The organism is Bradyrhizobium sp. CCBAU 51627 (genome assembly GCF_028128765.1).
GTDB lineage: Bacteria > Pseudomonadota > Alphaproteobacteria > Rhizobiales > Xanthobacteraceae > Bradyrhizobium.
Window position 1 is genome coordinate 18,259 of sequence record NZ_LBJG01000015.1, and the last position, 25,971, is coordinate 44,229.

20 protein-coding genes are annotated in these 25,971 nt (G+C 65.1%); 8 read left to right on the top strand and 12 right to left on the bottom strand.

Annotation, left to right across the window (positions count from 1 at the left end):
• Positions 1 to 306: 306 nt before the first annotated feature.
• Entirely contained in the window at positions 307 to 1,158 is an 852-nt protein-coding gene (locus XH88_RS07760; RefSeq protein ID WP_271614823.1) for a caspase family protein, read from the top strand.
• A gap of 165 nt (positions 1,159 to 1,323) precedes the next feature.
• Here the strand turns inward: XH88_RS07760 and XH88_RS07765 are convergent, their stop codons facing one another.
• Positions 1,324 to 2,214: an efflux RND transporter periplasmic adaptor subunit gene (locus XH88_RS07765; RefSeq protein WP_271614824.1), complete on the bottom strand. Its 891-nt coding sequence runs from the start codon at positions 2,212 to 2,214 to the stop codon at positions 1,324 to 1,326.
• 271 nt (positions 2,215 to 2,485) lie between these two features.
• On the opposite strand from XH88_RS07765, the gene XH88_RS07770 reads away from it, so the two are divergent.
• The gene (locus XH88_RS07770; protein WP_271614825.1) at positions 2,486 to 3,097 is read left to right on the top strand and encodes a PAS domain-containing protein; all 612 of its coding nucleotides are present in this window, start codon (positions 2,486 to 2,488) and stop codon (positions 3,095 to 3,097) included.
• Positions 3,098 to 3,103: 6 nt separating this feature from the next.
• Here XH88_RS07770 and XH88_RS07775 read toward each other — a convergent pair whose 3' ends face one another.
• From XH88_RS07775 to XH88_RS07785, 3 genes are all read right to left on the bottom strand, one after another.
• Entirely contained in the window at positions 3,104 to 3,274 is a 171-nt protein-coding gene (locus XH88_RS07775; RefSeq protein ID WP_271614826.1) for a hypothetical protein, read from the bottom strand.
• Between the two features lie 73 nt (positions 3,275 to 3,347).
• A complete protein-coding gene (locus tag XH88_RS07780; protein WP_271614827.1) occupies positions 3,348 to 4,475 on the bottom strand; it encodes a lactonase family protein in 1,128 nt (375 codons plus the stop codon).
• A 170-nt stretch (positions 4,476 to 4,645) separates the two neighbouring features.
• Positions 4,646 to 4,783 (bottom strand): hypothetical protein, encoded by a 138-nt coding sequence (locus XH88_RS07785; protein ID WP_271614828.1) that lies wholly within the window; start codon positions 4,781 to 4,783, stop codon positions 4,646 to 4,648.
• A gap of 142 nt (positions 4,784 to 4,925) precedes the next feature.
• Here XH88_RS07785 and XH88_RS07790 point away from each other — a divergent pair, with 142 nt between their 5' ends.
• Both XH88_RS07790 and XH88_RS07795 read left to right on the top strand, forming a co-directional pair.
• A complete protein-coding gene (locus tag XH88_RS07790) occupies positions 4,926 to 5,108 on the top strand; it encodes a hypothetical protein (protein ID WP_271614829.1) in 183 nt (60 codons plus the stop codon).
• Positions 5,109 to 5,237: 129 nt separating this feature from the next.
• Positions 5,238 to 5,360: a hypothetical protein gene (locus XH88_RS07795; protein ID WP_271614830.1), complete on the top strand. Its 123-nt coding sequence runs from the start codon at positions 5,238 to 5,240 to the stop codon at positions 5,358 to 5,360.
• A gap of 76 nt (positions 5,361 to 5,436) precedes the next feature.
• Here the strand turns inward: XH88_RS07795 and XH88_RS07800 are convergent, their stop codons facing one another.
• Complete coding sequence (locus tag XH88_RS07800; protein WP_271614831.1) at positions 5,437 to 7,134, bottom strand: GMC family oxidoreductase; 1,698 nt, start codon at positions 7,132 to 7,134, stop codon at positions 5,437 to 5,439.
• Positions 7,135 to 7,346: 212 nt separating this feature from the next.
• Positions 7,347 to 7,607, bottom strand: coding sequence for a hypothetical protein (locus tag XH88_RS07805; protein WP_271614832.1), 261 nt, complete (start codon positions 7,605 to 7,607; stop codon positions 7,347 to 7,349).
• 209 nt (positions 7,608 to 7,816) lie between these two features.
• Here XH88_RS07805 and XH88_RS07810 point away from each other — a divergent pair, with 209 nt between their 5' ends.
• Positions 7,817 to 9,265, top strand: a complete 1,449-nt coding sequence (locus XH88_RS07810) for an acetyl-CoA hydrolase/transferase family protein (RefSeq protein WP_271614872.1) — start codon at positions 7,817 to 7,819, stop codon at positions 9,263 to 9,265.
• 17 nt (positions 9,266 to 9,282) lie between these two features.
• On the opposite strand, the gene XH88_RS07815 is transcribed toward XH88_RS07810, so the two are convergent.
• Together XH88_RS07815 and XH88_RS07820 are read right to left on the bottom strand one after the other, a co-directional pair.
• Positions 9,283 to 11,946 (bottom strand): bifunctional diguanylate cyclase/phosphodiesterase, encoded by a 2,664-nt coding sequence (locus tag XH88_RS07815; protein WP_271614833.1) that lies wholly within the window; start codon positions 11,944 to 11,946, stop codon positions 9,283 to 9,285.
• Positions 11,947 to 12,069: 123 nt separating this feature from the next.
• The gene (locus XH88_RS07820; RefSeq protein WP_271614834.1) at positions 12,070 to 12,774 is read right to left on the bottom strand and encodes a hypothetical protein; all 705 of its coding nucleotides are present in this window, start codon (positions 12,772 to 12,774) and stop codon (positions 12,070 to 12,072) included.
• Between the two features lie 172 nt (positions 12,775 to 12,946).
• Between XH88_RS07820 and XH88_RS07825 the strand changes: the two genes are divergently transcribed.
• Together XH88_RS07825 and XH88_RS07830 are read left to right on the top strand one after the other, a co-directional pair.
• A complete protein-coding gene (locus XH88_RS07825; RefSeq protein WP_271614835.1) occupies positions 12,947 to 14,068 on the top strand; it encodes a LysM peptidoglycan-binding domain-containing protein in 1,122 nt (373 codons plus the stop codon).
• 303 nt (positions 14,069 to 14,371) lie between these two features.
• On the top strand, positions 14,372 to 15,628 hold the full coding sequence (locus tag XH88_RS07830; protein WP_271614836.1) for a Spy/CpxP family protein refolding chaperone: 1,257 nt from the start codon (positions 14,372 to 14,374) through the stop codon (positions 15,626 to 15,628).
• A 529-nt stretch (positions 15,629 to 16,157) separates the two neighbouring features.
• Here XH88_RS07830 and XH88_RS07835 read toward each other — a convergent pair.
• Together XH88_RS07835 and XH88_RS07840 are read right to left on the bottom strand one after the other, a co-directional pair.
• Positions 16,158 to 18,578 (bottom strand): adenylate/guanylate cyclase domain-containing protein, encoded by a 2,421-nt coding sequence (locus XH88_RS07835; protein ID WP_271614837.1) that lies wholly within the window; start codon positions 18,576 to 18,578, stop codon positions 16,158 to 16,160.
• A 247-nt stretch (positions 18,579 to 18,825) separates the two neighbouring features.
• Complete coding sequence (locus XH88_RS07840) at positions 18,826 to 20,868, bottom strand: AsmA family protein (RefSeq protein ID WP_271614838.1); 2,043 nt, start codon at positions 20,866 to 20,868, stop codon at positions 18,826 to 18,828.
• A gap of 246 nt (positions 20,869 to 21,114) precedes the next feature.
• Here XH88_RS07840 and XH88_RS07845 point away from each other — a divergent pair, with 246 nt between their 5' ends.
• Entirely contained in the window at positions 21,115 to 21,789 is a 675-nt protein-coding gene (locus XH88_RS07845; RefSeq protein WP_271614839.1) for a Crp/Fnr family transcriptional regulator, read from the top strand.
• Between the two features lie 52 nt (positions 21,790 to 21,841).
• Here XH88_RS07845 and XH88_RS07850 read toward each other — a convergent pair whose 3' ends face one another.
• Entirely contained in the window at positions 21,842 to 24,985 is a 3,144-nt protein-coding gene (locus XH88_RS07850) for an efflux RND transporter permease subunit (protein ID WP_271614840.1), read from the bottom strand.
• Entirely contained in the window at positions 24,985 to 25,914 is a 930-nt protein-coding gene (locus XH88_RS07855) for an efflux RND transporter periplasmic adaptor subunit (RefSeq protein ID WP_271614841.1), read from the bottom strand. Before XH88_RS07855 ends, XH88_RS07850 begins: the two co-directional genes overlap by 1 nt.
• Between the last annotated feature and the right edge of the window lie 57 nt (positions 25,915 to 25,971).

Sequence of the window (25,971 nt, forward strand, 5' to 3'; positions counted from 1 at the left end):
TGATGTCACCGAAATACCACGCCCAAGGGCTGGATGATCGTGCCCCGGAAGGCTACGGGGGAGTCAAAAACGGAGAAAATCGGGCCGAGAAATCATTAGAGGAATCAGCATCTTAACTCAATTTTTGGCAATCTATTGCTCGCAGGCCTATATCCGGTTAAGAGTTTGTTTGGTGCGGCGCCGCAAATTGCGCGCAATTCGGGGGCACATCCCCGGCCAATCCCTCAAACCTAGAGACGCCATCGCGCTACTCAAGCAGTGTGCGCGCATTTGGCAGGTCTTTGGCACTGACAGGAATGAACCGAGATGAATGTAAGGCAGCTCGACATTTCCAAACGCTCGATTGCGCTCGCCGCGGCCCTCATCGGCACGGTGTCGCTGGCGATCGGCGCCCATGCTGCCCTCAACATGCGCGTTCTCGACGCCGCCAAGGCCGTTTCGACCGACCAGGTCACCGGCTCGGTCGGCCAGACCTCACGCCTGGCGCTCGTGATCGGCAATGGTCACTATCCCGACGCCCGCGCGCCGCTGACGCAGTCGATCAACGACGCCCGCGCGCTGTCCTCGGCGCTGCGCAAGAACGGTTTTGACGTCGACATGGTGGAAGACGCGAGCAAGGACGACATGGTCCGCGCCGTCAACCGCCTGAAGTCCCGCATCACGAACGACACCACCGTCATGCTCTTCTTCGGTGGCTACGGCGTGCAGGCCGGCCGTGAGAGCTACATGCTGCCGGTCGATGCCGTGATCTGGAAGGAAAGCGACGTCCGCCGCCAGGGCGTCTCGATCGAAGGCGTGCTCGACATGATGAAGCAGCAGGGCGCCAAGGCCAAGCTCGTCGTGGTCGATGCGTCCCGCCGTAACCCGTATGAGCGCCGCTTCCGCTCCTACAGCCATGGTCTCGCGCCGATCGGCACGCCCGACAACGCGCTGATCCTCTCCTCCGCCTCGCCCGGCAAGGTCGTCGACGACGGGAAGGGCGAGCATTCGACGCTGGTCGGCGAGCTCCTCAACAACCTGAATGCGCAAGGCAGCAGCGCCGAAAGCGTCTTCAACAAGACCCGCATCGCGATCTCCCGCGCGAGCGAAGGCGATCAGGTCCCGACCGTGTCCTCCTCGCTGCTCGAAGACGTCCAGTTCAACGAAGCCGGCGGCTAGATTTTCCAAGACTCTGTGACCCCTCGTGCCCCGGACGCGGCGCATCATGCAATGATGCGACGCTGAGCCGGGGCCCAGTTTTTTCAAGCTAGCATTGGAAGCAAGATGGGTCCGGCTCTGCGCAGCAGCGTTTCACGCTGCAGCGCGTCCGGGACACAAGCGGTCCTACTTCGCCGCTTCCGCGGCCATCACCGGGCGCACGGGATCGCCTTCGCGCAAGAGCGCGCCGGCGCGAGCGACGACGATATCGCCTTCGTTGAGGCCGTCTCGGACCTCGATATTGCCGCCCGACATCAGCCCGATCTCGACGCGCTTGGTCTCGACGCGATTGCGGCGAATCACCTGCACCACGGTGCCGGCCGAGGAATATTGCACCGCTGTCAGCGGCACCGCGACGTTGCAGCTCTGCCCGGTCTTGATCAGCGCGCGCCCGCTCGCATTCAGCAGCAGCCGCTTCTGCGACGAGATGCCGATATAGACCATGCCTTGCTGGATGTTCGGCTCGACAGTCGGACCGATGCGGCGCACCTTGCCGTCGATTTCGCCGGCGCCGGCAATCCGCACGGTGGTCGGCTGGTTGACCGCGAGCTTCCTGACATCGTTGGTCGCGACCAGGCCGACGAGGTCGTATTCGCTGCGTGCAATGATCGTGAACAACGCCTCACCCTTGGGCGAGGCGAGGTTGCCGATCTGCGCGGTCGAGGTGGCGATGACGCCGGCGACGGGGGCGGTGACCTGGAGGGTGCCGCCTTCCGGCAGTGCCAGCCGCGCCAGCACCTGGCCGGCCGTCGTGGTATCGCCGGCTTCGGCCAGCACGTCCGTCACCTTCAGCCCCGGACGCTCGGGGCGCACCGAGGTCTCCTCGCGGGCGATGATCGTGCCGGTGGCTTCGACGATGTCGGAGAAGCAGGACTTCGCCGCCTTCAGCACCGTGACTGCCGGCCCCTTGGGAGCATCGTCATCGGCGGCTGTGGCCGGATGTTGGCCGAGGACCAGCACTCCGGCGATGGCTAAGGGACACAGGTTTCGGACGACGGCACGGCGCAAATGACGCATCGGAAATTCCACGGGCGATATGCCTCCAATCGATAGCAGATGGCAGCCTTGCGGACCATGGCAGCGTTGTCTCAAGGCAGGATGCCGCGCCGTCGCCAGCTGTCGCAGCAAGTCCTTGATTAGTCGCGGGAATGCAAATCAGGTTCGCCGCCCGCCGGGCGCGGCGAATAGGTCGTTGCGGCAATCGCGGTCTTCTCATCGGCCGTCGCCGGCTGTATGGAGCTATACTCCGGCGTGGCGCCGCGGCCGCACAGCTCACGGTTGAGATGGGATGCAAAGGTTCGTTTGCGAGCAGAATATCGTTCACTTCGAGCGTCTGCTGAACGAAACGGCTGATCCGACGGTTCAGCATACCGTCCGTGCCCTGCTGGCATCGGCGAAGCGTCAATTGGCGCTGCTGAACTCGGCTGCATCAGGTGCCGATACGACGCCCTTCGAACAGCGCCGGCGCCAGCAGGTCGATGCCGAAACGATTCGGCAGCAATTCCAGCCCGAGTTCGACGGCTCTGCGCATCCCTACATGCTGCTCGACCCGGGACCGGGCCTGCCGATCGTCGATATCAACGATGCCTATGCGGCGGCGACCTTCATCTGCCGGTCCGAGGTCGTCGGCCGCTCGCTATTCGAGATCTTTCCTGACAATCCCGACGATCCGCTCGCCGATGGTGTCAGCGATCTCTACAGCAGCTTGCGAACGGTCGGCGAGACCGGGCGCGCCCATGCCATGAAGGTTCAGCGCTACGACATCCGGGATCCCAATGGCACCTTCGTCGAGCGGCATTGGCAGCCGATCAACTCGCCGATCCATGACACTTCAGGCCATTTGCTCTATTTGCTGCACCACGTCGAAGACGTCACTGCGCAGGTCGCGCCAAGGCCGTAGCGCCCCTCAAGCCCGGCGATCGCCGACCAGCTTGCCGCTCGAACGATCGATCAGATGCAGGCGCGTACAGGCCGGACAGGAGACCGGTACGTGGGTGCGATCGCCCGGCTCGTCGCCAAGCCGATGCTGCACGTTCAGCCCGGTCTGAGGGCACTTGAAGACAATTTGACGGTCCATTGGCGGTGATATGACGCCTAGAAGGACCTTGCGAAATTCCGGATGTTTACTTAGGTCGGCCGGCCCCTGATGGTCACGGCAGCGTTAAGAATTCCACCCAATTCGGCTTCTTCCCGGTGGCGTAGGATTTCAGCTTGCTCAGTGCGCCGCTGGTCTGGTCGATGGCATAGACCGTCATGCCGTCGGACAGCTCCCCGACGGCAGCGAGATAGCGGCCGGTGGGGTCGATGTTGAAGCCGCGCGGCTGCTTCTCGGTCGGCACGCTGCCGATCGTGGTCAGCTTGCCGCTTGCTGCATCGACCTTGTAGGCGGTGAGGGTGTTGGTGGTGCGCTCGGAGGCGTAGAGGAAGCGGCCGTCCGGCGTGACGTGGATGTCGGCGGCCCAGGGTTTTCCGTTAAAGCCCGCAGGCAGGGCGGTGGTGCGCTGGATTTCGCTCCATGCTCCGCTCTTGGCCTCATAGCTGAATGCCGCGACGTCGCCGTTCAACTCGTGGATGAGATAGACGAACTTGCCGTTGGGGTGGAACACGAAGTGCCGCGGCCCGGATTTCTCCGGCGTTTTAACGGCAGGCGCATCGCCCGGAGTCAGCGAGCCGGTAGCGGAATCGAACGCAAAGCGCAGCACCTGGTCGGAGCCGAGATTGGTCGCGAACACGAAGCGGTTGTCGGGCGAGGGCAGGAAGGCGTGCGCGTTCAGCCCGGTCGGGATCACCTGTTTCGGCTCGCCGACGACGCCGTTCGCGGCAAGCGGATTCAGCGCGACCTTGTTGCCGCCATAGGAGGCGCTGAACAGCACCTTGCCGGTATGGTCGGTTGCGATGTTGGCCATGCTGTCGGCGAGCGGCCCGTTGCCGATATGGCTGAGCTGGCCCGTCTTGGGATCGATCGCAAAGCTGACGGCAACGAACGGCTGCGAGCGGACGCCGGCGATCAGCACGCGATGGTCCGGCGTGATCGCGAGCGGCGTCGAGGCGCCCGGCTTTTCGACGCCGGTGAAGGCGGCCGTCTGCACCGGCGTCATCTCGCCGTTCTCGGCGAGCTTGAACACGCTGATGTTGTTGGAGTCGGCATTGCCGACATAGGCGAACGTTTCGGCCATGCCGGCATGGACTCCGGAGACGAGGGCAAGAGAGGTGACAAGAGCGGTGAAGAGGGTGGTGGCAATCGCAGCGCGGGGTGCGGGGCAAGTCAGTCTGGTCAAAGGCGTCCTCCTGCCGGCGTGGTGTTGTCGTTTTGCAGCGAGGATAGCGACCCGTGTCCTGTTGCACCAAACCCCAGATGGGATTGATCGATACCGAAATTGTATCGGTTGGGCCGCGCGTTTTGGGCGAAGCGGATGCCGGTTCGCGTCAGGAGCGCCAAACCGGGAATCTAGTGCACCGAGGCCGTCAGGTCGCGCGAGGGAAGATGTGGGCCGGCCGGATGGTCGGGCGGCCCCAGTACGGTCCACACCGCGACCGCCAGCAAGGCCGAGGTCAGGATGGTCCAGGCAACGAGTTGTTTGCGCATCAGGCCGTCCGTCGATGGTTCGTGCGCGAGAAGCGCGAAGCATCGTGCACCGCCAAAGACGGCGATCCTATGAACTCGTTCACAACCTCACGGCGCCCGGAGCAAATTGCGAACCATTGCAGGGCGAACGCATTGACACGCCATGCCCCGTGAAAACGACCTCGAAGGCAAACCCGACATGGGCGGCAAGCATGGCGGCCAGTCCGGCCAGCCCAAGCCGCCGCCACGTCCGCGCGAAGGCCCGCGGGACGAAGACGTCGTGGCAAAGCGCCACACCGGTCAAACCGATCGCAAGGCCTCACCGACCAACACCAAAAAGCGCTAAGCTTGCCTGCGCTTGCTCGAGCCGCAGGCCCAGTCATGGGCTCGTTCTGGAACGGCAGCCTGCTGGTGCCGTTACTCCGGGCCCAGGCGGAGCACGCCAAAACGGAGGCTGGCAAAACGGAGGCTGAAAGTGTTTTGGATCTATTGGGACACCGCCTGGTCGCTCATCATTAGCGGCATTATGTTCGCAACCATCGTCGCACACCCGGATGCCGAGTTTGTCGAGATCCAGGCCGCCAGGCGGACGAAATAGGCCTTCGCGGAACCTGAGATCGCCGGAGCGCAGCGTTGCACGCTGCGCTGCGGCAGGGACACGACCATCCAGCCGATCACTGCATCATCGCGGCCGCGATCTTTTCCGCCGACATCAGCACCGGAAAATTGGTGTTGGCGCAGGGCACCACCGGAAAGATCGAGGCATCGACGACGCGCAGGCCCTGAAGGCCTTTGACGCGGCCCTCCGTGTCGACAACTGCCATCGGATCGTCGGCTCGGCCCATGCGGCATGAGCACGAGGCGTGCCAGACGCCGATCGTCGCTTTGCGCACGAAGGCTTCCAGCGCCTCGTCGTTGTTGATCACATCATCGAAGGTGAAACCTTCGACCACGAAATTATCGATCAGATAGTGACGCAACGCAGCCGGTCCGTCCATCAGCGTCGCGGCGATCCTGGTCAGGATCTTGTTCTTGGTGTTGACCACGCCGATCTTGCGCACCTTGTCGGTATAGGCCGCCGGAAACGGCTTGTCCGTTACCTTCCTCACGATGTCGCTCATCTGAATCGCCGCCATCTTGCGAAAGCCGCTCATCAGGCGCTCGAGGTCGCGCCAGTCGGACAACAGGTTGAACTCGACGATCGGCTCGGCCGTGGGGTCGCGCGAGGCAAGCTTCACCTGCCCGGTCTCGGAATAGGTCTTGTTGACGAAGGTGAGCAGCGAGCCGATCTGCGCGCCGACCGCGTGCCAGGCCGACTTGGAGAGCACGACGACGAACATGTCGCCCTTCGGCACGCCCGGCAGCCCCGACGAGTAGCGCAGACCGAGTTGCATGTGCCGCCTGGTGTGCTCGTTCATGCGCGCGCCGCGGCGGACGAAGGACGACAGCGAGATCGAGGGATGGTCCATCAGGCGCTGGCCGACGCCCGGCAACCCCATCAGCACAGGAATGCCGAGATCCTTGAGGTGGCCGACCGGGCCGATGCCGGCGCGCAAGAGATGGGCCGGCGAATGGATCGCGCCGGAGGACAGGATGATCTCTCGGCCCCGGAATTCCTGCTCCCGCCCGTCGATCACGGCCTTCACGCCGACGCACTGCGTGCCTTCGAACAGCAGCTCCCTCACTTGCGTGTTGGTGGAGATCGTGAGGTTCGCGCGCCTGCGGGTATCGCGATCGAGATAGCCCATCGCGGCCGAGACGCGCTGCTCGGCCTGGTTGGAATGCGTCACTGCGAAATAGCCGTCGACGAATTCGCCGTTCTGGTCGGGTAAATATTGATGACCGGCCTCCTGAAAGGCATCGGCGAACGCCTGGGAATGTCGCGTCCAGTGCTCCCTGGGAATACGGCGCACCGGAATTCGGCCGTCCTTGCCGTGGTAGGGGCCGTCGAAATCGAGATCGCGCTCCACCTTCTTGAAGAAGGGCAGGACGTCGGCCCACGACCAGCCTTCGGCGCCGCGCGCGTCCCATTCATCGTAATCCGTCGGTGCGCCGCGATTGGCCATCTGGCCGTTGATGGAGGAGCCGCCGCCGAGCACGCGCGCCTGCTCGTATTTGCGCAAGGGCGGACGCGCTTCGTTCGGATTGTTGTGGCTGACGACCTGGGTCGTGACCTTGAGCTCGGTCCAGTGGAAGCGTGGATCGAAATAGGCGGTGCCCGGATAGCTGTCCCTGATTTCGGCCGGTTCATTGCCGGGTGGTGTGTCCTGGCCGGCTTCGCACAGCAGGACCTTGTTGGCGCTCCTGGCGGAGAGCCGGTGGGCCAGCACGGACCCCGCCGAGCCGCCGCCCACGATAATGTAGTCGTACACGATTGGCGTTTCCTCTTGTTCTTGTCAGAGGAGGCTAGCGTGGTTTGATCGCGAGGTCACGCCAAAGACCCGGAAGTCGCGGCGTGGCGACGTCCCGGCCGGTTGCTGAGCGCGCGTGGCCGCGTTCCTCGATTGCCTAAAGGACGCATTCCTCTCCGGGAGGCCAGAGGAGCTTGCATCGTTTATCGATTGAGCAAGCCTCGTGCAGAACCCTATTGCAGCACCTTCGGCATCACGACGACGACGTCGACCTGCTTGCCCAGCACACGCGATGCCACGGCAGCGATGAGCGGCGAGTAACCGTCCTCGATGTCGGACGCGACGTCCTCGTTCCTGGCGAAGGCGTAGAGCATCGAGCCCTCGACTTCATCGAAGCGGATGCCGGCGAAGACGTGATCGAACGTTTCGGCACCGACGATGCCTGCCATGAGCGCCTGAATGGCGTGGTCCTGAATGCGTGTGAGCTTCATCATGCCGAAGAGATATGAAAAGGCGGCGCGAATACAAGAGGCGGTGCGAGCAGCAGCGGCACGTGTCGGCAACAGGTCGAGGCGCGTTCGCCGAGCCGTTGATCTAGATCATCCGAAGACGGCCAATGTCGTGGACAATCTCCACAAACAGAGAGGTTCGTGTGTCCTTTGATCGTTCGCGTATCGCGCTGCCGGCCCTTCGTCCGAAAATCATGTCCGCCGATGATGCCGCGGCGCTGGTGCCCCACGGCGCGAATGTGGGGATGAGCGGCTTCACCGGGTCAGGGTATCCGAAAGTGGTTCCGATGGCGTTGGCGCGCCGGATCGAGCAAGCGCATGCGCGCGGCGATCAGCTTCGGATTGGCGTGTGGACCGGTGCCTCGACCGCGCCCGAGCTCGATGGTGCGCTGGCCAAAGTCAATGGCGTCGAGCTGCGCTTGCCCTATCAGTCCGATCCAGTCACGCGCGAGCGCATCAACGCCGGCACGATGGACTACATCGACATCCATCTCAGCCATGTTGCGCAATTTGCCTGGTTCGGGTTTCTCGGCCATCTCGATGTCGCGCTGATCGAGGTCACCGCCATCCTGCCGGACGGAAGTCTGGTCCCCTCGGCCTCTGTCGGCAACAACAAGACCTGGCTGGATCAGGCCGACCGCATCATTCTCGAGGTCAATTCCGGCGTGAGCACGGCCGTGCATGGCATGCACGACATCTACTACGGCACCAGACTCCCGCCGCACCGCAAGCCCATCCCCATCATCGGGCCCGGCGACAGGATCGGCGAGACTACGTTTCGCTGCGACCCGAGCAAGGTGGTCGCCGTGGTCGAGACCCATGCGCCCGACCGCGACACGACCTTCGCCGCACCCGATGCGACATCAAGGGCAATCGCCGGCCATATCCTGGAATTTCTAGGCCACGAGGTTCGCCACGGCCGGCTTCCGCCGGAATTGCTGCCGATCCAGTCCGGGGTCGGCAACGTCGCCAACGCCGTGATGGCGGGCCTTGAGGACGGCCCTTTTGAGCGGCTGACGGCCTACACCGAGGTATTGCAGGACGGCATGCTGAATCTGCTTCGCTCGGGCCGCATGACGCTCGCCTCCGCCACCGCATTGTCGCTCAGCGCCGGCGCAACGAAGCAGTTCAACAGCGAAATCGACAGGCTCAAGACCAAGATCGTGCTGCGCACGCAGGAGATCTCCAACCATCCGGAGGTCATCAGGCGGCTTGGCGTCATCGCCATGAACGGACTGATCGAGGCCGACATCTACGGCAACGTCAACTCGACTCATATTCGCGGCACCGCCATCATGAATGGTATCGGCGGCTCCGGCGATTTCGCCCGCAACTCCTATCTCTCGATCTTCATGACGCCGTCGACCGCGAAGGGCGGATCGATCTCGGCCATCGTGCCGATGGTGACGCATGTCGACCACACCGAGCATGACGTGCAGATCATCGTGACCGAGCATGGTCTGGCCGATCTGCGCGGCCTGTCGCCGAAGCAGCGCGCCGCAACCATCATCAGCAAGGCGGCGCATCCAGCCTTCAGGCCCGCACTCCAGGACTATTTCGATCGCGCGTGCAGGCTCTCGCCCGGAAAGCATACGCCGCATCTGCTCGACGAGGCCTTCCATCTGATCAAATCGACGGGCTGAGTTCGGGCGGCCACAGCTCAGGCCGCCGCCGCCTGCTTCGACAGCAATTGCCTCAGCGTCGCCGCCGGCACTGCCGGGCTGAACAGCCAGCCCTGCATCTGGCTGCATCCGAGCTGGCGCAGCACCTCGCGCTGGGCTTCGGTCTCGACGCCTTCGGCGGTCGTCGCCATGTGGCGGGCGGCAGCCATGTGCACCACGGCCTGCACGATCGGAGAGGAATCCTCGGGCTCGCCGATGTCGCTGATGAAGCTGCGGTCGATCTTGATCTTGTCGAACGGGAAGCGGTGCAGATAGCTCAGCGACGAATAGCCGGTGCCGAAATCGTCGAGCGCGATGCGCACGCCGAGCTCGCGCAGCTGCTGCAGGATCGTCAGCGCCTCCTCGTCGTCGCGGATCAGCACTGTTTCGGTGATCTCGAGCTCGAGTCGTTCCGGCGCCAGGCCCGACTCGGCGAGCGCTGCGGCGACCTTCAGCGCCAGCGTCCTTGAGCGGAACTGCACCGGCGAGACGTTGACCGCGATGTGGATGCCGCCGGGCCAGGAAGCCGCCTCGAGGCAGGCCTCACTCAAGACCCATTCGCCGATCTCGCCGATCAGGCCGATGTCTTCCGCGACCGGAATGAAGTCCGCAGGCGAGACCATGCCGCGCTCCGGATGGCGCCACCTGAGCAGCGCCTCGCAGCCGGTGACGACATTGGCGGAGAGGTCGACCAGCGGCTGGTAGTGCACCTCGAACTCGCCGCGGACCAGCGCCTGGCGCAAGTCGAGCTCGAGCTGGCGGCGCTGCCGTGCCTTGGCATCGTATTCGGGCACGAAGATGCGGAAGGTGCCGCGGCCCTCCGATTTCGCGGCGTACATTGCGAGATCGGCGCGCTTGAGCAGGTCGTCGATGATGTCGCCGTGGTCGGGCGCGATCGCAATGCCGATGCTGGCATCGGTCGGGATCTCCTGGCCCTTGCAGTCGACCGGCATGCGCAGCGAGGCCAGGATCTGCTCGGCGAGCATCGTCAGTTCGGCCTGGTCATGCGTGCCGGCCTTGATGATCGCGAACTCGTCGCCTCCCAGGCGTGCCACCATATCGTTGCCGCTGACGCAGGCGCGCAGGCGGCTCGCCACCTGGCGCAGCAATTCGTCGCCGACCTCGTGGCCGAGCGAATCGTTGACGCCCTTGAACTCGTCGACGTCGATATAGAGGATCGCAAATGGATTGCCCTGGGCAAGCTCCGCCACGCGCCGCTCCAGATGGCCGCGCATCAGCACGCGGTTGGGCAGGTCGGTCAGCGCGTCGTAATGCGCCAGATGCGCGATACGTTCGTCGGCGCGAATGCGCTCGGTGACGTCGTCATGGGTGGCAAGCCAGCCGCCGGCTGCGCCGGGCTGGTTCTTGATCTCGATCAGGCGGCCGTCGGAGGTCTCGACGATTCTGCTCTGCGTCAGGCCGACCTGGCTCAGGATCCTGTCGCAATAGGCGTCGACGTCGCCCTCGAACGAGCCGGTGTCGGCGCGATGCTGGATCACGTCGCGGAAATCGACGCCGGGCTTCACCACGTCGCTCGAGAGCCCGTACATGTCGATGTAACGGCGGTTGCAGACGATGAGCCGCTGGTCCTGGTCGAACATCAGAAGCCCTTGCGTCATCGTGTTCATCGCGGTGTCGAGCTGCTCTTTTTCCAGAGCGAGCCGGCGCGTCATCTGGCGGAAGATCAGGAACAGCGTCAGCACCAGCAGGCCGATCGACACGACCGCCACCGCGACGAAGAACCTGGTTTGGGTGCGCCAGGTGGCGAGTGTCGCGTCCAGCGATTTGGTGGCGACCACGACCAGCGGCTCGCCGGTCAGCATGCGGGAGGCGACGAGCCGGTCCTTGCCATCCATCGGGCTCGTGAGCTCGGTCGTGACGTAGCTGCGCTCGAACACGGCCTTCTGCTCGGCCGAGCCCGTGCGATAGTTCCGCCCGATCATGCCGTCGACATGCGGGATCCGTGCTAACAGCTGGCCGTTCTGGTGATGCATTGCGATCGAGGAGTCCTCGCCGAGCCCTGTCGAGGTGAAGAAGGATTCGAGCTGCTCCGGCGTAATGGCGCGCGACACCAGGCCGAGGAACTCACCATGCGGACCCGACACCCGCCGCGCGAACACGATTGCCGGACCATTGCCGAGGCGGCCGGGCACGACCTCGACCTCTTCCTGTGCGGCGGGATCGTTCTTGAGGCGGTTGAAATAGCCGCGATCCGACACCGAGATATCGCCGACGGGCCAGCGCCGCGACGAGTTGATCAGCACGCCGTTGGAATCGAATACATTGGCGCCGGCGACGTCCGACCAGCCGCTGGCCTTGCTGCGCAGCACCTCGTGCATCGCGAGAGTGCCCATCTCGCTGCGGAACACGTCCGCGGACTCGATGCCATGGCTTTCGAGTTCCGCGATGATGCTCTTCTGCAGCACCGCAAAATCCTCGAACTCGCGGTCGAAATGGCGGGCGAGCAGGCGGACCGAGCTTTCCAGGCTGTCTCGGCCGCTTTCGATCGCGTTCTGGCGGAAGCGGTCGACGGTGAGCCCGGTGCCGATCGCCATCGCCGCCATCAGCACGAAGCCGCCGACGATCAGCCACGTCAGCGGCGCGCTGCGCCAGCGCCGAAGCAGCGCGCGCAGTCGCGCGGTCCATCGAATTGATGTGCCCATCCCGTCCTCCCGTGGGATGCAGGATGCCGCAAAACCGACAAGACCGGGTTACCAGCGAAGGTTAGGGAACTATGAATCGGAACAAAATCAGGCAGTTGGTACCTGCGGGTTCCGCAGCCGCTTTCACTCCCGCTTCACTTCCCATTTCAGCGCCTCTGCATTCTCCTTGGCGAAGGTCTCCGGCACGTCGAATCTCCCGGTCTGGAGGTCATAGCGGCATCGCCAGCCGCCCAGCCCCTTCATCACGGTGTTCTTCGGATGCCTGTCGTATTCGCCGCCGAGCCCGATCACGAGGTAGCGGTTGTTGGGCCAGTTCATGCCGAGCTCTCGATAGGCGTCCTCTGTGCCTTCCAGGAGATTGGCCGATATGTGGAAGTCGAGCTTGGCGAAGTGCTTCGTCTCCGGCCGGCCGTAGAAATAGGCCCAGGCGAGATCGCCGAGGGACTTCTTCTTCGTCGCGCTGACGAAGGCGCCGTTCTCGAGATGGTAGAGAAACAGGTCCTGCTCGCCCGAGCCGGTCTTCTGCATCCGCACCAGCCATTGCGAGTCCGCCGTGAAGCGGAAGAACGCGCCATAACCCTGCTCGGGTTTCAGTTCCGTCAACTGGTCGCCGCGCCGCGACCAGACCTGCCACTTGACGTCAAAAAGATCGTCGCTGTCCTTCATATACTGCTCGAGCCGGGTCGCGCCGTCGGGCGAGGTGAAGGCGAGATCGGGATTGTCTGTCAGGACGAAGCCCGGCGGCGGGCCGGAGGCGGCCAGCGTGGGCGAGGCGGCGAGCATCAGGGCAAGCGCCAGCCATGGCGCGGCGCGGCAAAATGCGGTCATGATGAAATTCCTAAAAAATGGCCGCCAAGATTGGTCGCAATGCGGCCTCGCTCATTTGACGCCGACAGGGCCAGCCCGGTTCATCCCTTCGACCGACTTGCTGCCGGTGTGAAAACGGCGCAATTTGCGCCGGTTGATTTGCGCCGAGTTCTTGATCAAGGTTTGAGGACGGATGATCACCGTATCCAAGGCCATCATTGCATTCTGTCTGCTCGCGGTAGCCGGCACCGTGCTGGTGATCGGCCCGACCGAGCTGCGCCACATGCTGCCGGGCGGGGCGAGCACCGAGGTCGCCGTAGCCGCCAAGCCCGAAAGCAAGCCGGAGGCGAAGGTCGAAGCCAAGGCTGAAGCCAAGGCTGGGGTGAAGGTCGAACCCAAGACCGAGCCCAAGACCGAACCCAAGACCGAGCTCAAGGCTGAATCGAAGATCGAGCCCAAAGCGGAGTCGAAGGTTGAAGAACCGAAGCTCGCTGCGGCTGCACCACCCGCGCCGTCCGCCCCGCCTGCGGCGGCCAACGCGCCGAAGGCAGATGCGCTGACCGAAACGAACAAGCAGGTCACGGCGCTGGCCGACGTCGCACCGGTGAAGCCGCAGCCTTCACTTGCGGACACTGGTCCTCGTTTCGACGTCGCGCGCGTCGATGATCATGGCGAGGCAGCCGTGATTGCAGGCCAGGCCGCACCGGGCGCCAAGGTGGAGCTGCTGCGCGATGGCCAGCCGCTCGACAGTGTGGTGGCCGATGCGTCGGGCCAGTTCGTCATGACTCCGCCAAAGCTTCCCGCCGGCAGCTATGAGCTGGCGCTGCGCGCCAGGGCGCCCGACGGCACCGTCACGCAGTCCAGCCGCACCATGCCGGTGACGATCGCCGAAGCGGCGCCGCCGCCGGCGCGGATCACACCCGTCGCGAAGCAGGAAGCAAAGCCGGACGCAAAGCCTGACAAATCGGACGTCGTCGCTGCCCTGCCGGCGCCGCGTCTCGCCGCGACGCCGGAGCGATCAGCGGTTCGGCCCCGCATGATGGGCGCGCCCAAACCCAAGTCCATGGCGCGCGTGCCAGCGGCGAGTCCGACGGTCGCATCGGCATCGCCGGCGGACGCTCTCGCCACCGGGACGGTCGAGGCCGGCAGCAGCCGGGTGATTTCCCGCGGCGACAGCCTCTGGGCGCTGAGCCGTCTCGCCTATGGCGATGGCGCGCGCTACGCCGTGATCTTTAACGCCAACCGCGAGAAGATCCACAATCCCAATCTGATCTATCCCGGCCAGACCGTCGTGGTGCCGCAAAAGGCGCAGTGAGCGGTCGTCATTCGGGGGGCGTCGCGAAGCGACGAGCTATCTATTCGTCGCCGTTGCTCGATGGATTTCGGGCTCGCGCCAGACGGCGCGCCCCGGAATGATGAGCGACCACGATGTGCCACAGGCCCGCAGGCCCCGCCGCGATGATGCCCCACATGTCTGCGACGCTTTAATCGTCCCGTCGCGGAACAATCGGTTCCCTCGCGAGTCTGCTTCCTGTGACGTGATGCGCGCTTGGCACGGGAGGAGGGCCGAGAGGTGGTCGATGCAGCGGGCAGGTCGGTAACCACACCGAGATCACGCTTGAGGCTCGCGCTGACCGGCGCTGTGCTGGTGCTTCTGACAGTGTTGCTGCCTGATACGGCCCAGGCGCAGTTCGGATTCCGCGGCGGACCGCTCGGCGTCGCGCGCTTTGCAGTCGGCCATATCATCGGCCTGTCTCGGCTGCGCCACGCCCGCATGGCAGTGCACGGCAGCCGCTATCGCTCCGCGGCGCTGCGGTCGGAGGACCCGCGCGGCGGCGAACGCGGCCGGCCCGCCAACCCCTACGTCCTGCGCGCCGCGCTGACGGCGCAGGCTGCGCTCTCGGGCTGGCACGGCGGCCGCCGCCCGCAAGGCTGGTGGCGCCATCCCGACGGCAGCTATGGCTGGATCGGTCCCGTGTTCTGGCCGTTCGCGCATGACGATCTCACCACTGCGGTGATCTATGGCGATACCACCAGCCTCTCGCTCTATGGCTATGGCGATATCTATGCCGCGATCTTCGCGCCCTATGCGGCGCCGGAGCTTGCCGCCTACACCGCGCCGCAAGGCCGTCATGCGCGACGCGTGCCGTCGGCGGAGGTGGTTTGTGACAGCAGCGACACCGGCGGCCTGCCCGTCGACCGCATCGCGAGCGCCGTGCAGCCGAACGAGATGCAGCGCAGCGCGCTCGATGAGCTCGCAGCGGCCTGGACGAGCGCGCGCGACACCATCCGCGCCTCCTGCCCGGCGCAGGCGCCCACCAATGCGGCCGAGCGCATCAGTGTGATGCAGGCCCGCCTCGATGCGATGATCAAGGCCACGGACGCCCTGATGCAGCCGCTGACGACATTCGTCGACCTGCTCGATGACGGCCAGAAAGCAAAACTCGACTCGCTGGCCAGGGAACGCCAGGCGGCGCTTGCTTCGGCTCAGCACAAGGACGCGCAGGCGGCCAAAGCCTGCGATCCCAACTACGATCCCCGCTACGACGTGCAAGCCGAGCGCCAGTACGAGCAGCTCGTGCAGCAGCAATGGCCCACTGAGGCGATTGCCTCCACGCTGAAGCTCGACGACACCGGACGCGCCCGCCTCGACGTGCTCCAGGACACCACGCTCCGCACCATGGAGACGCTGAGTTCCTGCCCGATGAAGCCGGAAGCAACCCCGCAGGCCCGCCTCGCCGCGGTGAAGACGCGGCTCCAGACGATGCAGCAGGCGGTGGGTGGCGTCGCCGACGCGCTCGACGATTTTGAATTCGATCTGAGCGACGAGCAGAAGGCCGCATTCGAGGCGATCGGGCCGAAGCGGGGGGCGTGATCACCCGCTCGCCCGGTCGAATTTCATATTCTTGCGCGTCGCCGCCATCAAAGCCGTGCATCAGCGGATAGCCGGTGACGGAATCGAAGGGCCATTGCCCGCTGCTGATGGCTGGCGGCAGGCCAAACACCCAGCCATGATCGCGCGCGCGGTCAGCGGGGCGGTCCAGCAAATCATACGCACGCGACGGCAAGGCAAATGGCACGGGTCTCTCCCATCCGAAATTTCGGCCTCGCCATTGAGGCGAGGGTTAGTCGTGGGGAGGAGCAATGTGTTCGTGGGTCAGGCGCCCGAATCGCGCGACAATCTCTGCCTTCGCCGGGACGGCTGTAACTTGCGGATTTCACGTATGTCAGAAGTCGGGGTGAGAGATCAGGCGTAAAAACCGATGATGCCATTCTGCCAGTGTTTTGCCCGACGCGTCAAAGCAAATTTCGTAAAATCCGCATAAAGTCAAAACTTCGCAATGCCGCCAGCACCTTGGCTACTGTGCATGGGGTTGTTTTCAACTTTTTGTTTTAGCCAGCCGCTACCCCCGCCGCCGCGCCGCCTCGCGCCAGCCGAGGATCTCCATCGCCAGCACCGGGTGATTGAAGCCCTTGAGCTGGAGGTCATCGAGGGCGCGGGCTTCGACGAAACGCTCGACCATGCCGTAGACGCGGCGGCTGACCACGATCTGGCCCGCCTTGGCCTCGGCGCAGAGGCGGGAGGCGAGATTGGTGACGCTGCCGATCGCGGCATATTCCAGCCGCTGTTCGAAGCCCACCTGGCCGAGCGTGGCATAGCCGAGCGCGATGCCGATGCCGAAGCCCAGGCTGTGTCCGCGGTTGCGCCAGCGCTCGGTCAGCGGGCCGATGGTGTCGCGCATCTCCACCGCCATCTTCACGGCGCGCGCCGTGTGGTCCTCGAACTGGATCGGCGCGTTGAACAGGATCATCACGCCGTCGCCGGCATATTTGTCCAACGTGCCCTCATATTTGAAGATCAGCTTGCCGAGCGCCGCGTGATATTCGCGCAGCACGTTCATCGCTTCTTCCGGCTCGGTGGCTTCCGTGAACGCGGTGAAGCCGCGCAGATCGCAGAACACCACGGTGACCTCGCGGCGCTGGCTGGTGAGCAGCCCTTCCGGGCTGTCGGAAGAGGCGATCAATTGCGCCACCTGCGGCGCGAGGAAACGCTCGAGCTTGCGGATGCGCTCGATCTCGCCGAGCTGGGTCTTGACGCGCTCCTCCAGCGACTTGTTCCAGTCCTTGAGCTGCTCGGTCTGCTGCTTGAGCTTGTCGGCCTGGGCGCGTACGGTCTCGTTCGCCGTCTCGAGCGCGTGGCTCTTGTGGTCGACCTCGGTGAACAGGCGCGCATTGCGCATCGCCAGCACGGCCTGGTTGGCGAAGGTGCGCATCAAGCCGGTGAGGCTACCTTCGAACGTGCCGCTGGAGCGGCGCAGCACCACCAGCGCGCCGAGCGTACCCTGCTGGTCGACCAGCGGCACGACCAGCACCGAATGGAAGCCGGCATTGATCGCGACATCGCGCAAGGGTTGCTCGGCGGCCTGATCGAGATCGGCAATCGCGACCGGTCCGCCGCTGCGGGCGGCATCGCTCAGGATGTTCTCGCCTTCGTAGATGGTGACATGGACACCCTCGGCCGATCTGTCGATGCCGTTGGCCTCGACCAGGTTGAAGCGGCGCGTCTCGGCCTCATAGCCGTAGATCAGCACCGCATCGGCATGACTGATCTCCAGCGCGCGGGCGGCGATGGTCGGCAGCACGGCGTTGAGGTCGAGCGAGGATGCCACCGCGCGGCCGACCTCTTCCAGCACCTTCAGCTCGTTGATCGACTGCGCGAGGTCGCGGGTGCGCTCTTCGACCTTTGTTTCGAGATTCGTGTAGGTCTCCTGGAGCTGCCCGGCCATGCGGTTGAACTGGCCGGCGAGCTCTTCCAGCTCGTCCGAGGTGTGCACGTCGATGCGGTGGCTGAAGTCGCCTTCGCCGAGCCTGTGCGCGCCGTCGCGCAGCGCCGTGATCGGGATGATCATGCGGCGCGCCAGCAGCGTGCCGGCAAGGATCGCGACGAGTAGGCCCATGCCGATCAGAAGCGCGATGCGCACGAGCTGGTCGCGAATCGGCGTCAAGGCCTGCGCGGTCGGCTGCTCGAACAGCACGCTCCAGCCGAGCTTCGGCACCGTGCTCGCGGCCGACAGCACCGAGTGGCCGTTGAAATCGGTGCCGGATGTGTCTGGCTCGCGGCCAGGCGCGATCGCAGCAGCGACCTGCGGCAGCTTCGACAGGTCCTTGCCGATCTCGGGCCCCTTCGAGGAGGTCGCCAGCACGCGGCCGCGCGCGTCGACCACATAGGCGAAGGCGGCCTTGCCGACCTGGGCGTCGGACAGGAACTCGGAGAGGAAGCTGAGATCGACCTCGGCCACCGTGACGCCGGCGTTGAAGCCGGAATGCGCCACCGAGATCGACATCACCGGCTTCTGGTCGACGAAATAGGCCGGCGCAAAACTGACGCCCCGGGCGACCGCTTCGGTGAAGCGCATGTCGCGGGCGAGGTCGGCATTGCCGCCCGTCGTGGTCGACTGGCGCGAGACGCGCAGCACCTCGCGGCCGTCGCCATTGAGCTGGAACAGCTGGGAGATGACGGCGACCTGTTGCAGCAGCTGGGCGTAGTCGGCGCGGCGCTTCTCGATCGTGTCCCGGCTGGCCGTCGTCACCCAGCTGATCTGGCGTTCGAGCTCGGAGACGGATTGCTCGATGCGCCGGGCAGCGCCTTGCGCCTTGTCCTCCAGCCCGTCGGTCAGCTGTGTCTTGGTGGCGCGGTAGGAGATCCAGGTCTCCATCGCGCCGTTGACGGCGAGCACGAACACGACGAGGCCGACGAGGGAGACGACATATTTGGCGAACAGGCCCTCGCGCAGAAACCGGGTCTTGTCTTTCGCTCCCGCCATCCGGATCCTCTCGCGCCGCGACCGATGCCGGCGCTATGGGCCGTACAGGCCCGTCGCCCTTCTACCACAATTTGGCCCTTTGGACGGGCAAGGGACCGGTCAGGCGCAGGTGTGGTTACCCGCCGGGGAACGCCGGCAGGGCGGTGAATTGCCGCAGCCGGCAGGCAGCCTCCTCCGTTCGGAGGGAGTACCGTGTGACGAGGCGGTGTAAGGGCTTCGCGTGGAGTTCGACGCCTTGGTCCCCCAATCACCGATTAAAGAGCTGCCGCATCACGTCGTTCATCGGCTGGCTGTCCTGTTGGGCCTCGGGCGGGTCCGGCGTCGGAGGCGCGGGCGAAGCCTGCGGCGCCGCCGTGGTCGGCGCGCCTGGGAGGCTGCGGCTGCGGCCGGTGCTGTTTCCGGTGCCGCCCGCGAGCCCTTGCTGGATCAGATTGCCGATCGCTTCGCCCAGTTGGCCGCCGAGCAGATTGTTCTGCCCCTGTCCTTGCCCCTGCTGCTGGACTTGCGGATTGGCGTTGCCGCTGCTCGCGGCGGCGCCGCCGAGACCAAAACTGTTCAGGATGTTGCCGAGCCCGGCGCCATCAGGGCCGAACAGGCCCTTGCCCATCTCGCGCAGCTTGGCATAGGCCGCGTCCGGATTGTCGAGCACGCCGGCTATGTCAGGATAGATCCGAGGCTGCGACCAGGCGCCTGTGATCATCACGGGAATGCCGAAGCCGACCGGCTCGGAAGCGCGGCCCTGGCCTTGCGTGGTCATCACCAGCTTCGGCTCGACGCGAAAGCCCATCATCTTGGTGTCGAGCGCGATGGTGCCGGCGCCGGTGACACGCACCAGCGGTCCGATCAGGTTGAGATCGGTTGTCACCGCCTGGCCTTTGTCGATGCGGAACGAGGCGGCGAGCTGCGACAGGTCGGTGCTCTGCTCCTGGCTCGGGTTCTGGTTGTCCTGCCAGCCGGACAGCGTGCCCGATGTCAGCGATCGGATCATCTGCGCGACATTGATGCCGCGGATGCTGCCGTCCTGGAAATTGACGAAGGCCGTGCCCTGCATGTTCGCCATCAGTGCGCGCTGGCTGGTGCCGGCGCTGCGCAACGCGAGTTTGGCTTGCAGCTTGCCGTCGATCTTGTCGAATTCGGCGAGGCCCTGCAGCAGCGGCAGCGCGCGCACGCCGACGAGGTCGGAATGCATGGCGAAGCTCGGCGCGCCGCTGGTCGCATCGAGGATCACTTCGCCCGAGACCTGGCCGCCATAGGTGCCGAGATTCGCGGTGCCCGCCTTCAAGATGCCGCCGGCGAGCTTTGCATCGAGCGCCAGTGGCGCAAGACGGGCGTCGCCGATGACGGCTTCGTTGGCCGAGATCCTGATCTGCGCGTCGACATAGTTGAGCCCGGACACGTCGATCGGCGCATCGCTCCAGGGTTGGCCGGCGGCGCCGTCAGGCGATTTCGCCAGTGGGATCGCGAGCCGCCGGAAGTCGAGATCGACCTTCACCAGCGGCTTGCTGGCGATGTCGACCGAGGCCCAGCCGTTGAAGCCGCCATCGCCGAGCGTGCCGTTGACGCCATTGATCATCACGACTGCGCCGCTCAGCCGCATGTCGGCATGGCCGGCGAGCCGCGACTTCAGCACGTCGGGCATGTCGATGACGAAATCCACCGGGATGGTCTGCCGTTCGATCGGCGGTGCGGGTGGGGTCGCCGTGATGTCGAACTTGGTCGGATGCTCGCCGATACGCGCGGTGCCGGCGATACTGACCTTGCGATCGCGGCCCACGACGGCATCGGCGTTGATGGCGCTGATGCGGCCGTCGACCCGGTCGCGGACGCGCGAGAATGCGACTTCGCCGTTGGTGATCTTGATGTGGCCGATGCTCGCGCCGTTCGTATCGAGCGCGAGCGGCTTCGGCGATGCCTCGGCGTTCGGCAGGCGTTCGCGCAGCAGCGGCTGGTACAGCACCGGGTGGGTGACGACGATCTCGCTGATGTCAGGATGACCCGACCATACGCTCGAAAGCGACATGTCGGCCTGCACGCTGTCGATCGTCACGCGCGTGATGCCGCTGCGATCCCTTGGGTCGGAGAGCGCGAGATCGCTCAGCGTGACATTCAGCGTCGGCCACAGGCTGACCCTGGTGGTGCCGTCGATCGAGAGACGATAGCCGCTGGCCTGCTCGACGCGCGAGGCAATCGTCGCGCTCAGGAAGCCCGAAGGGATCCCGATCACCAGCAGGAGGACGATCATGACGATGACGGCGGCCAAAGCTGCGCCGGCGAATTTCACTGCTCTCATCTCGACTTTCCAACCACGGACGAGCGGCGTCGCATCCGGCAGATGACCCGTCCTTTGCAGCTGAGTTTATCCCGGGACGGGAAGCCGCTCCAGCCGGCGAAAAATAGTCGGGAGGTGCTGCAAAGTTATGTGACTTATGACACACTTCCCCAACGCGGTTTTACGCGATTCTGATGTTGATGCTTTCAAGCGATTTGCAGGCGATTTGCCACACAACCTGGCCAAGAAATTCACAAGGACGTTGAAATGAGCAAGCAGGCCGAATTCGCGGTTATTCTGAAAATGAATGCCATGTTCGCCGATCTCGGCGCGGACGAACTCCAGCGGCTGTCCAACCTCTGCCACACTCAGCATCTGGCGAATGGCGAGGTGCTGTTCCAGAAGGGCGACCCGGGCGATGCGCTGTTCGGCGTGCGCCGAGGCCAGGTCCGCATCGAGACCGGCGCCTCCGACGGCAGCCGGCTGACGCTGAACTTCATGGGGCCGGGCGATCTGTTCGGTGAGGTCGCCGTGCTGGACGGCGAGAGCCGCACGGCGGATGCGACCGCCGGAGAGGCCAGCGAATTGTTCGTGCTGCGGCGCGAAGATTTCCTCGCCTTCCTCGAGCGCGAGCCCAAGGTCGCGATCAAGCTCATCGCGCTGCTCTGCCAGCGCATCCGCTGGCAGAGCGAGCGCATGGAGGAATCCATGCTGCAGCCGCTGCCGGTGCGCCTGGCGCGGCGGCTCTGCGCGCTCGCCGCCGATTTCGGCTCCGAGGTGCATATCTCGCAGGAGCAACTCGGCGTCTTCGTCGGCGCCGCCCGCGAGAGCGTCAACCGCCAGCTTCAGGCTTGGCGCAAGGACGCGATCCTCGACCTCCAGCGCGGCCGGATCCTGCTGCGGAACATGACCAAGCTGACGTCGATTGCGCGGAACGAATAGGGGGGCATCGCGGCGAGACGTCCATTTCGCCGCGAGACAAGCCGGAGGGAACTTACTCCGCCGCAGGGTGCACGATGCTCTTTGGCGCGTGTGCCGCGTCCGTCGCCTCGTGACGAGCGCCGGTCTCGGCGTCCTCGCTGTGCACGATCAGCCGCTTGCCGAAGCGCCAGATCAGGGCGCCGAAATCGTCCATCACCATGAACATCGCGGGCACGAACACCAGCGAGAGGATGGTCGAGAAGATCAGGCCGCCGATTACGGCGAGCGCCATCGGCGAACGGAACTCGCCGCCGGCGCCGACCGCGAGCGCGCTCGGCATCATGCCGGCGGCCATCGCGATCGTCGTCATCACGATCGGGCGGGCGCGCTTCATGCCGGCGTCGATCATCGCCTCGTCGCGCGGCTTGCCGGCTTTGATGGACTCGATCGCGAATTCCACCAGCATGATCGCGTTCTTGGTGACGATGCCCATCAGCATCAGGATGCCGATCCACACCGGCGTCGTGAGCTGCTTGCCGGTGATGAGAAGCGCGGCGATCGCGCCGCCGATCGAGAGCGGCAGCGAGAACAGGATGGTGATCGGTTGCAGGAAGGTGCCGAACAGCAGCACCAGCACCGCATAGACCATCATCAAGCCGGCCGTGATCGCGGTGGCAAAGCCGTCCGAGAGCTCGTTGAGGCTTTCGGCGTCGCCGGAGGGAGAGACCTTCACGCCCTTCGGCAGGCTCTTCATGACCGGCAGTTCGTAAATCTTCTTGGTGGCATCGCCGAGTGCCGCGGAGCCGACGAGGTCGGCGGCGACGGTTGCCTGCCGCTCGCGGTCGTAGCGGTTGATGCTGGTCGGGCCCTGGTCGAGCTTGACGTCGGCGATGACCGAGAGCGGCACGCCGCCCTTCTCGCCGTGCTCGCCGAGCGGCACGCGCAGCTGCTCGAGCGTCTTCAGATTGCCGCGTGCGGCGTCCTCGAGCTGGACGCGGATCGGCACCAGGCGGTCGCCGACGTCGAACTTGGCGAGCGCGGGGCCGACGTCGCCGATGGTGGCGACACGAATGGTCTGCGACAGGCTTTCGGTCGAGACGCCGAGCCGTGCGGCGAGGTCGGCGCGCGGCTCGATGCGCAGCTCGGGACGCTCCAGCGAGGTTTCCGAGATCACGTCGGAGATGGTCGGGATCCGCTTCATCTGCGTCGCCAGTTCGCTGGCGACGTTGTTGACGATGTTGGCGTCGACACCGGTCACCACCAGCGAGATCGCGCGCAGGCCGTTCTCGTCGAGGAACCAGAAGCGGATATCCGGGACGTTCTCCAGCTCCTGGCTGATCGAGAATTCGAGCTCGCGCTGGGTGATCTTGCGGTCGCGCTTGGGTATGTAATTGATGATCAGAGAGGCGCGCCGGACTTCCTGGGTGCCGGGAGGAACGCGGCCCCCGTCGACGAAGATGCTCTTCACCTCGGGCCGCTTGCGCAGGCGCGCGACGATGTCCTCGGTGACTTTCTCGGTGTAGGCGAGCTGCGTACCGGGTGGCAGTTCGAGGGCGAGCAGCGAGCGGGCGCTGTCCTGCGCCGGCAGGAAGCCCTGCGGCAGCAGCGTGATGCTCCAGATCGAGGCCGCGAAGATGCCGAAGCCGATCAGCACGGTGATGAAATAGTGCTTCACCGACCACGAGACGACGCCGTGATAGGTGCGCAGGATGCGGCCGGGCGGCGGCTCCTCGTGGGAATTATGCTTGAGGAAATAGGCCGCCAGCATCGGCGTCACGAAGCGTGCGGCGAGCAGCGAGAAGAACACCTGCACCGAGACCGTGATGCCGAACTGCTTGAAGAATTGTCCGGCGATGCCCGACATGAAGCTTGCGGGTGCGAAGATCGCGATGATGGTGAGCGAAATAGCGATCACGGCGAGGCCGATCTCGTCGGCGGCTTCGAGCGCGGCGCGGTAGGGCGATTTGCCCATGTTCATGTGCCGCACGATGTTCTCGATCTCGACGATGGCGTCGTCGACCAGGATACCTGTCGACAGCGTGATGGCGAGGAAGCTGACGAGGTTAAGAGAGAAGCCGAGGATGTCCATCGCCCAGAACGCCGGGAAGATCGACAGCGGCAGCGAGACCGCGGCAATGATCGTGGCGCGCAAATCGCGCAGGAACAGCAGCACGATGACGACGGCGAGGATGGCGCCTTCGAACAGGGTCGAGATCGCCGCTTCGTAGTTGCCGTTGGTGTAGTCGACCGAGGTGTCGATCAGCTTGAGGTCGACATCGGGATAGGCGGCCTTCAGCGCGTCGATGCGCTTCTGAACGGCTTCGGCGACCTTGACGTCGCTGGCGCCCTTGGAGCGCTTGATGCCGAGCGCGACCACCGGCTCGCCGTTGAAGCGCGCGAAGGTGCGGCGGTCCGCGATGGTGTCGGTCACGGTGCCGAGATCGTCGAGCCGGACCTCGCCGCCGCCGAACAGCGGGACCATGGTGCCGGCGAGGTCGCTCAGCGTCTTGGCGCCGGCGAGCGTCCGGATCGCCTGGTCGTTCTTGCCGATCTCGGCGCGGCCGCCGGCGACGTCGACATTGGTGCCACGCAGGCTCTGGCTGACATTGACCGCGGTCAGGCCCATCGCCTGCAGGCGATCAGGATCGAGCGAGACCAGGATCTCGCGCTCGACGCCGCCGATGCGCTCGACCTGGGCGACGCCGCGCACGCCCTGCAGCGCGCGCTTCACCACGTCGTCGACGAAATAGGAGAGCTGCTCCGGCGTCTTGCCGGGCGAGATCGCGGCGTAGGTGACGATCGGCAGGCCGATCACGTCGACGCGCTGGATCAAGGGCTCGGTGACGTTCTGCGGCAGGTTCGAGCGCACCCGCGTCACCGCGTCCTTGACGTCGTTGAGCGCGCGGTCGGTGTTGGTCTCCAGCGCGAACTGGATGGTGGTGACCGACACGCCGTCGGTGATCGAGGAGGTGATGTGGCGCACGCCCTCGACGCCGGAGACGGCGTCCTCGACCGTCTTGGTGACCTGGGATTCGAGCTCCGCGGGCGCGGCGCCGAACTGCGCCACCGCGACCGAGATCACGGGAATGTCGGCCGATGGCAGTCGCGTGATCGCGAGCTTGCTGAAGGAGGTCCATCCCAGAATCAGGAGGATGATCGAAAACACCACCGACGGCAGCGGATTACGGATCGACCATGCCGAGATATTGAGAGCCATCAGCGTACCCGCGTGCGATCGAGTTCATCGGCGAACATGGTCTTGATCTGGTCGCCGTCGTGGAGCGAAGAGCCGGCGTCGGCCACGACGATCTCGCCGACGCTGACCCCCTCAAGGATTTCCGTTTGGCTGTCGGATGTCAGCCCGACCCGCACCCGGCGCGTCTCGACGATGTTGCCCTTGACCACCTGCACGGTGAGATGGTCGATCGCAGTCTTGGGAACCGCGACGCCGCAGCTGCGCTTGGCGTCGATCGAGGCGCGGGCGAACACGCCGACCTTCAGCGACGGATTGTTGGTGACGCTGATGCGGACGCGGCCGAGCTGCGTGGCGCGGTCGATCTCGGGCGCGACCAGCCGGACCCGGCCGATCAGGTCGGCGGCGTCATCCCTGCTGATCCGCACCGTCGCGCCGGGACTGAGCTTCGCCATATGCACGGCCGGGACCTGTGCATCCAGCTCGATCTCGTTGTTGACCGCGATGCGGAACATCGGTCCGGCCTGCGGCGAGGCCGGCGCGCCGACGATGGTCCGGACTTCCGTGATGAGACCCGCTGCAGGCGCTTTCAGCGAGATAGGTCCTTGCGAACCCGGCCGTTGCGGCTGGCCCGGGATCTGCGGCGGCGCCGTCAGGCGCGCCAGTTCCTGGTTGTCTGCGACGACGGCGCCCTCCGTCACGAAGACGTCGGTGACCTTCGATCCCTCCTGGTCGGCCATGACCACGGCCTCGCGCCGCGGCACGAAGAAGCCAGTCACCCGCACGAGGTCAGAGAAGCAGGCATTGGTCGACTTCGTCACGATGACGAGCGCCTCGCCCGGCGTGTCCTTTGCCTCGGGGCGATGCCGATGGTCGAACCAGTAATAGCCGAGGCCAAGCACGACGATGAACGCCACGGTTCCCGCAGGCTTGAGATATTCGGAGATGTTCATCGCCGGATCATCCTGGCCTGGGGCATGGTTAGCGGGAACGTTTCCCTGAAACGAAGC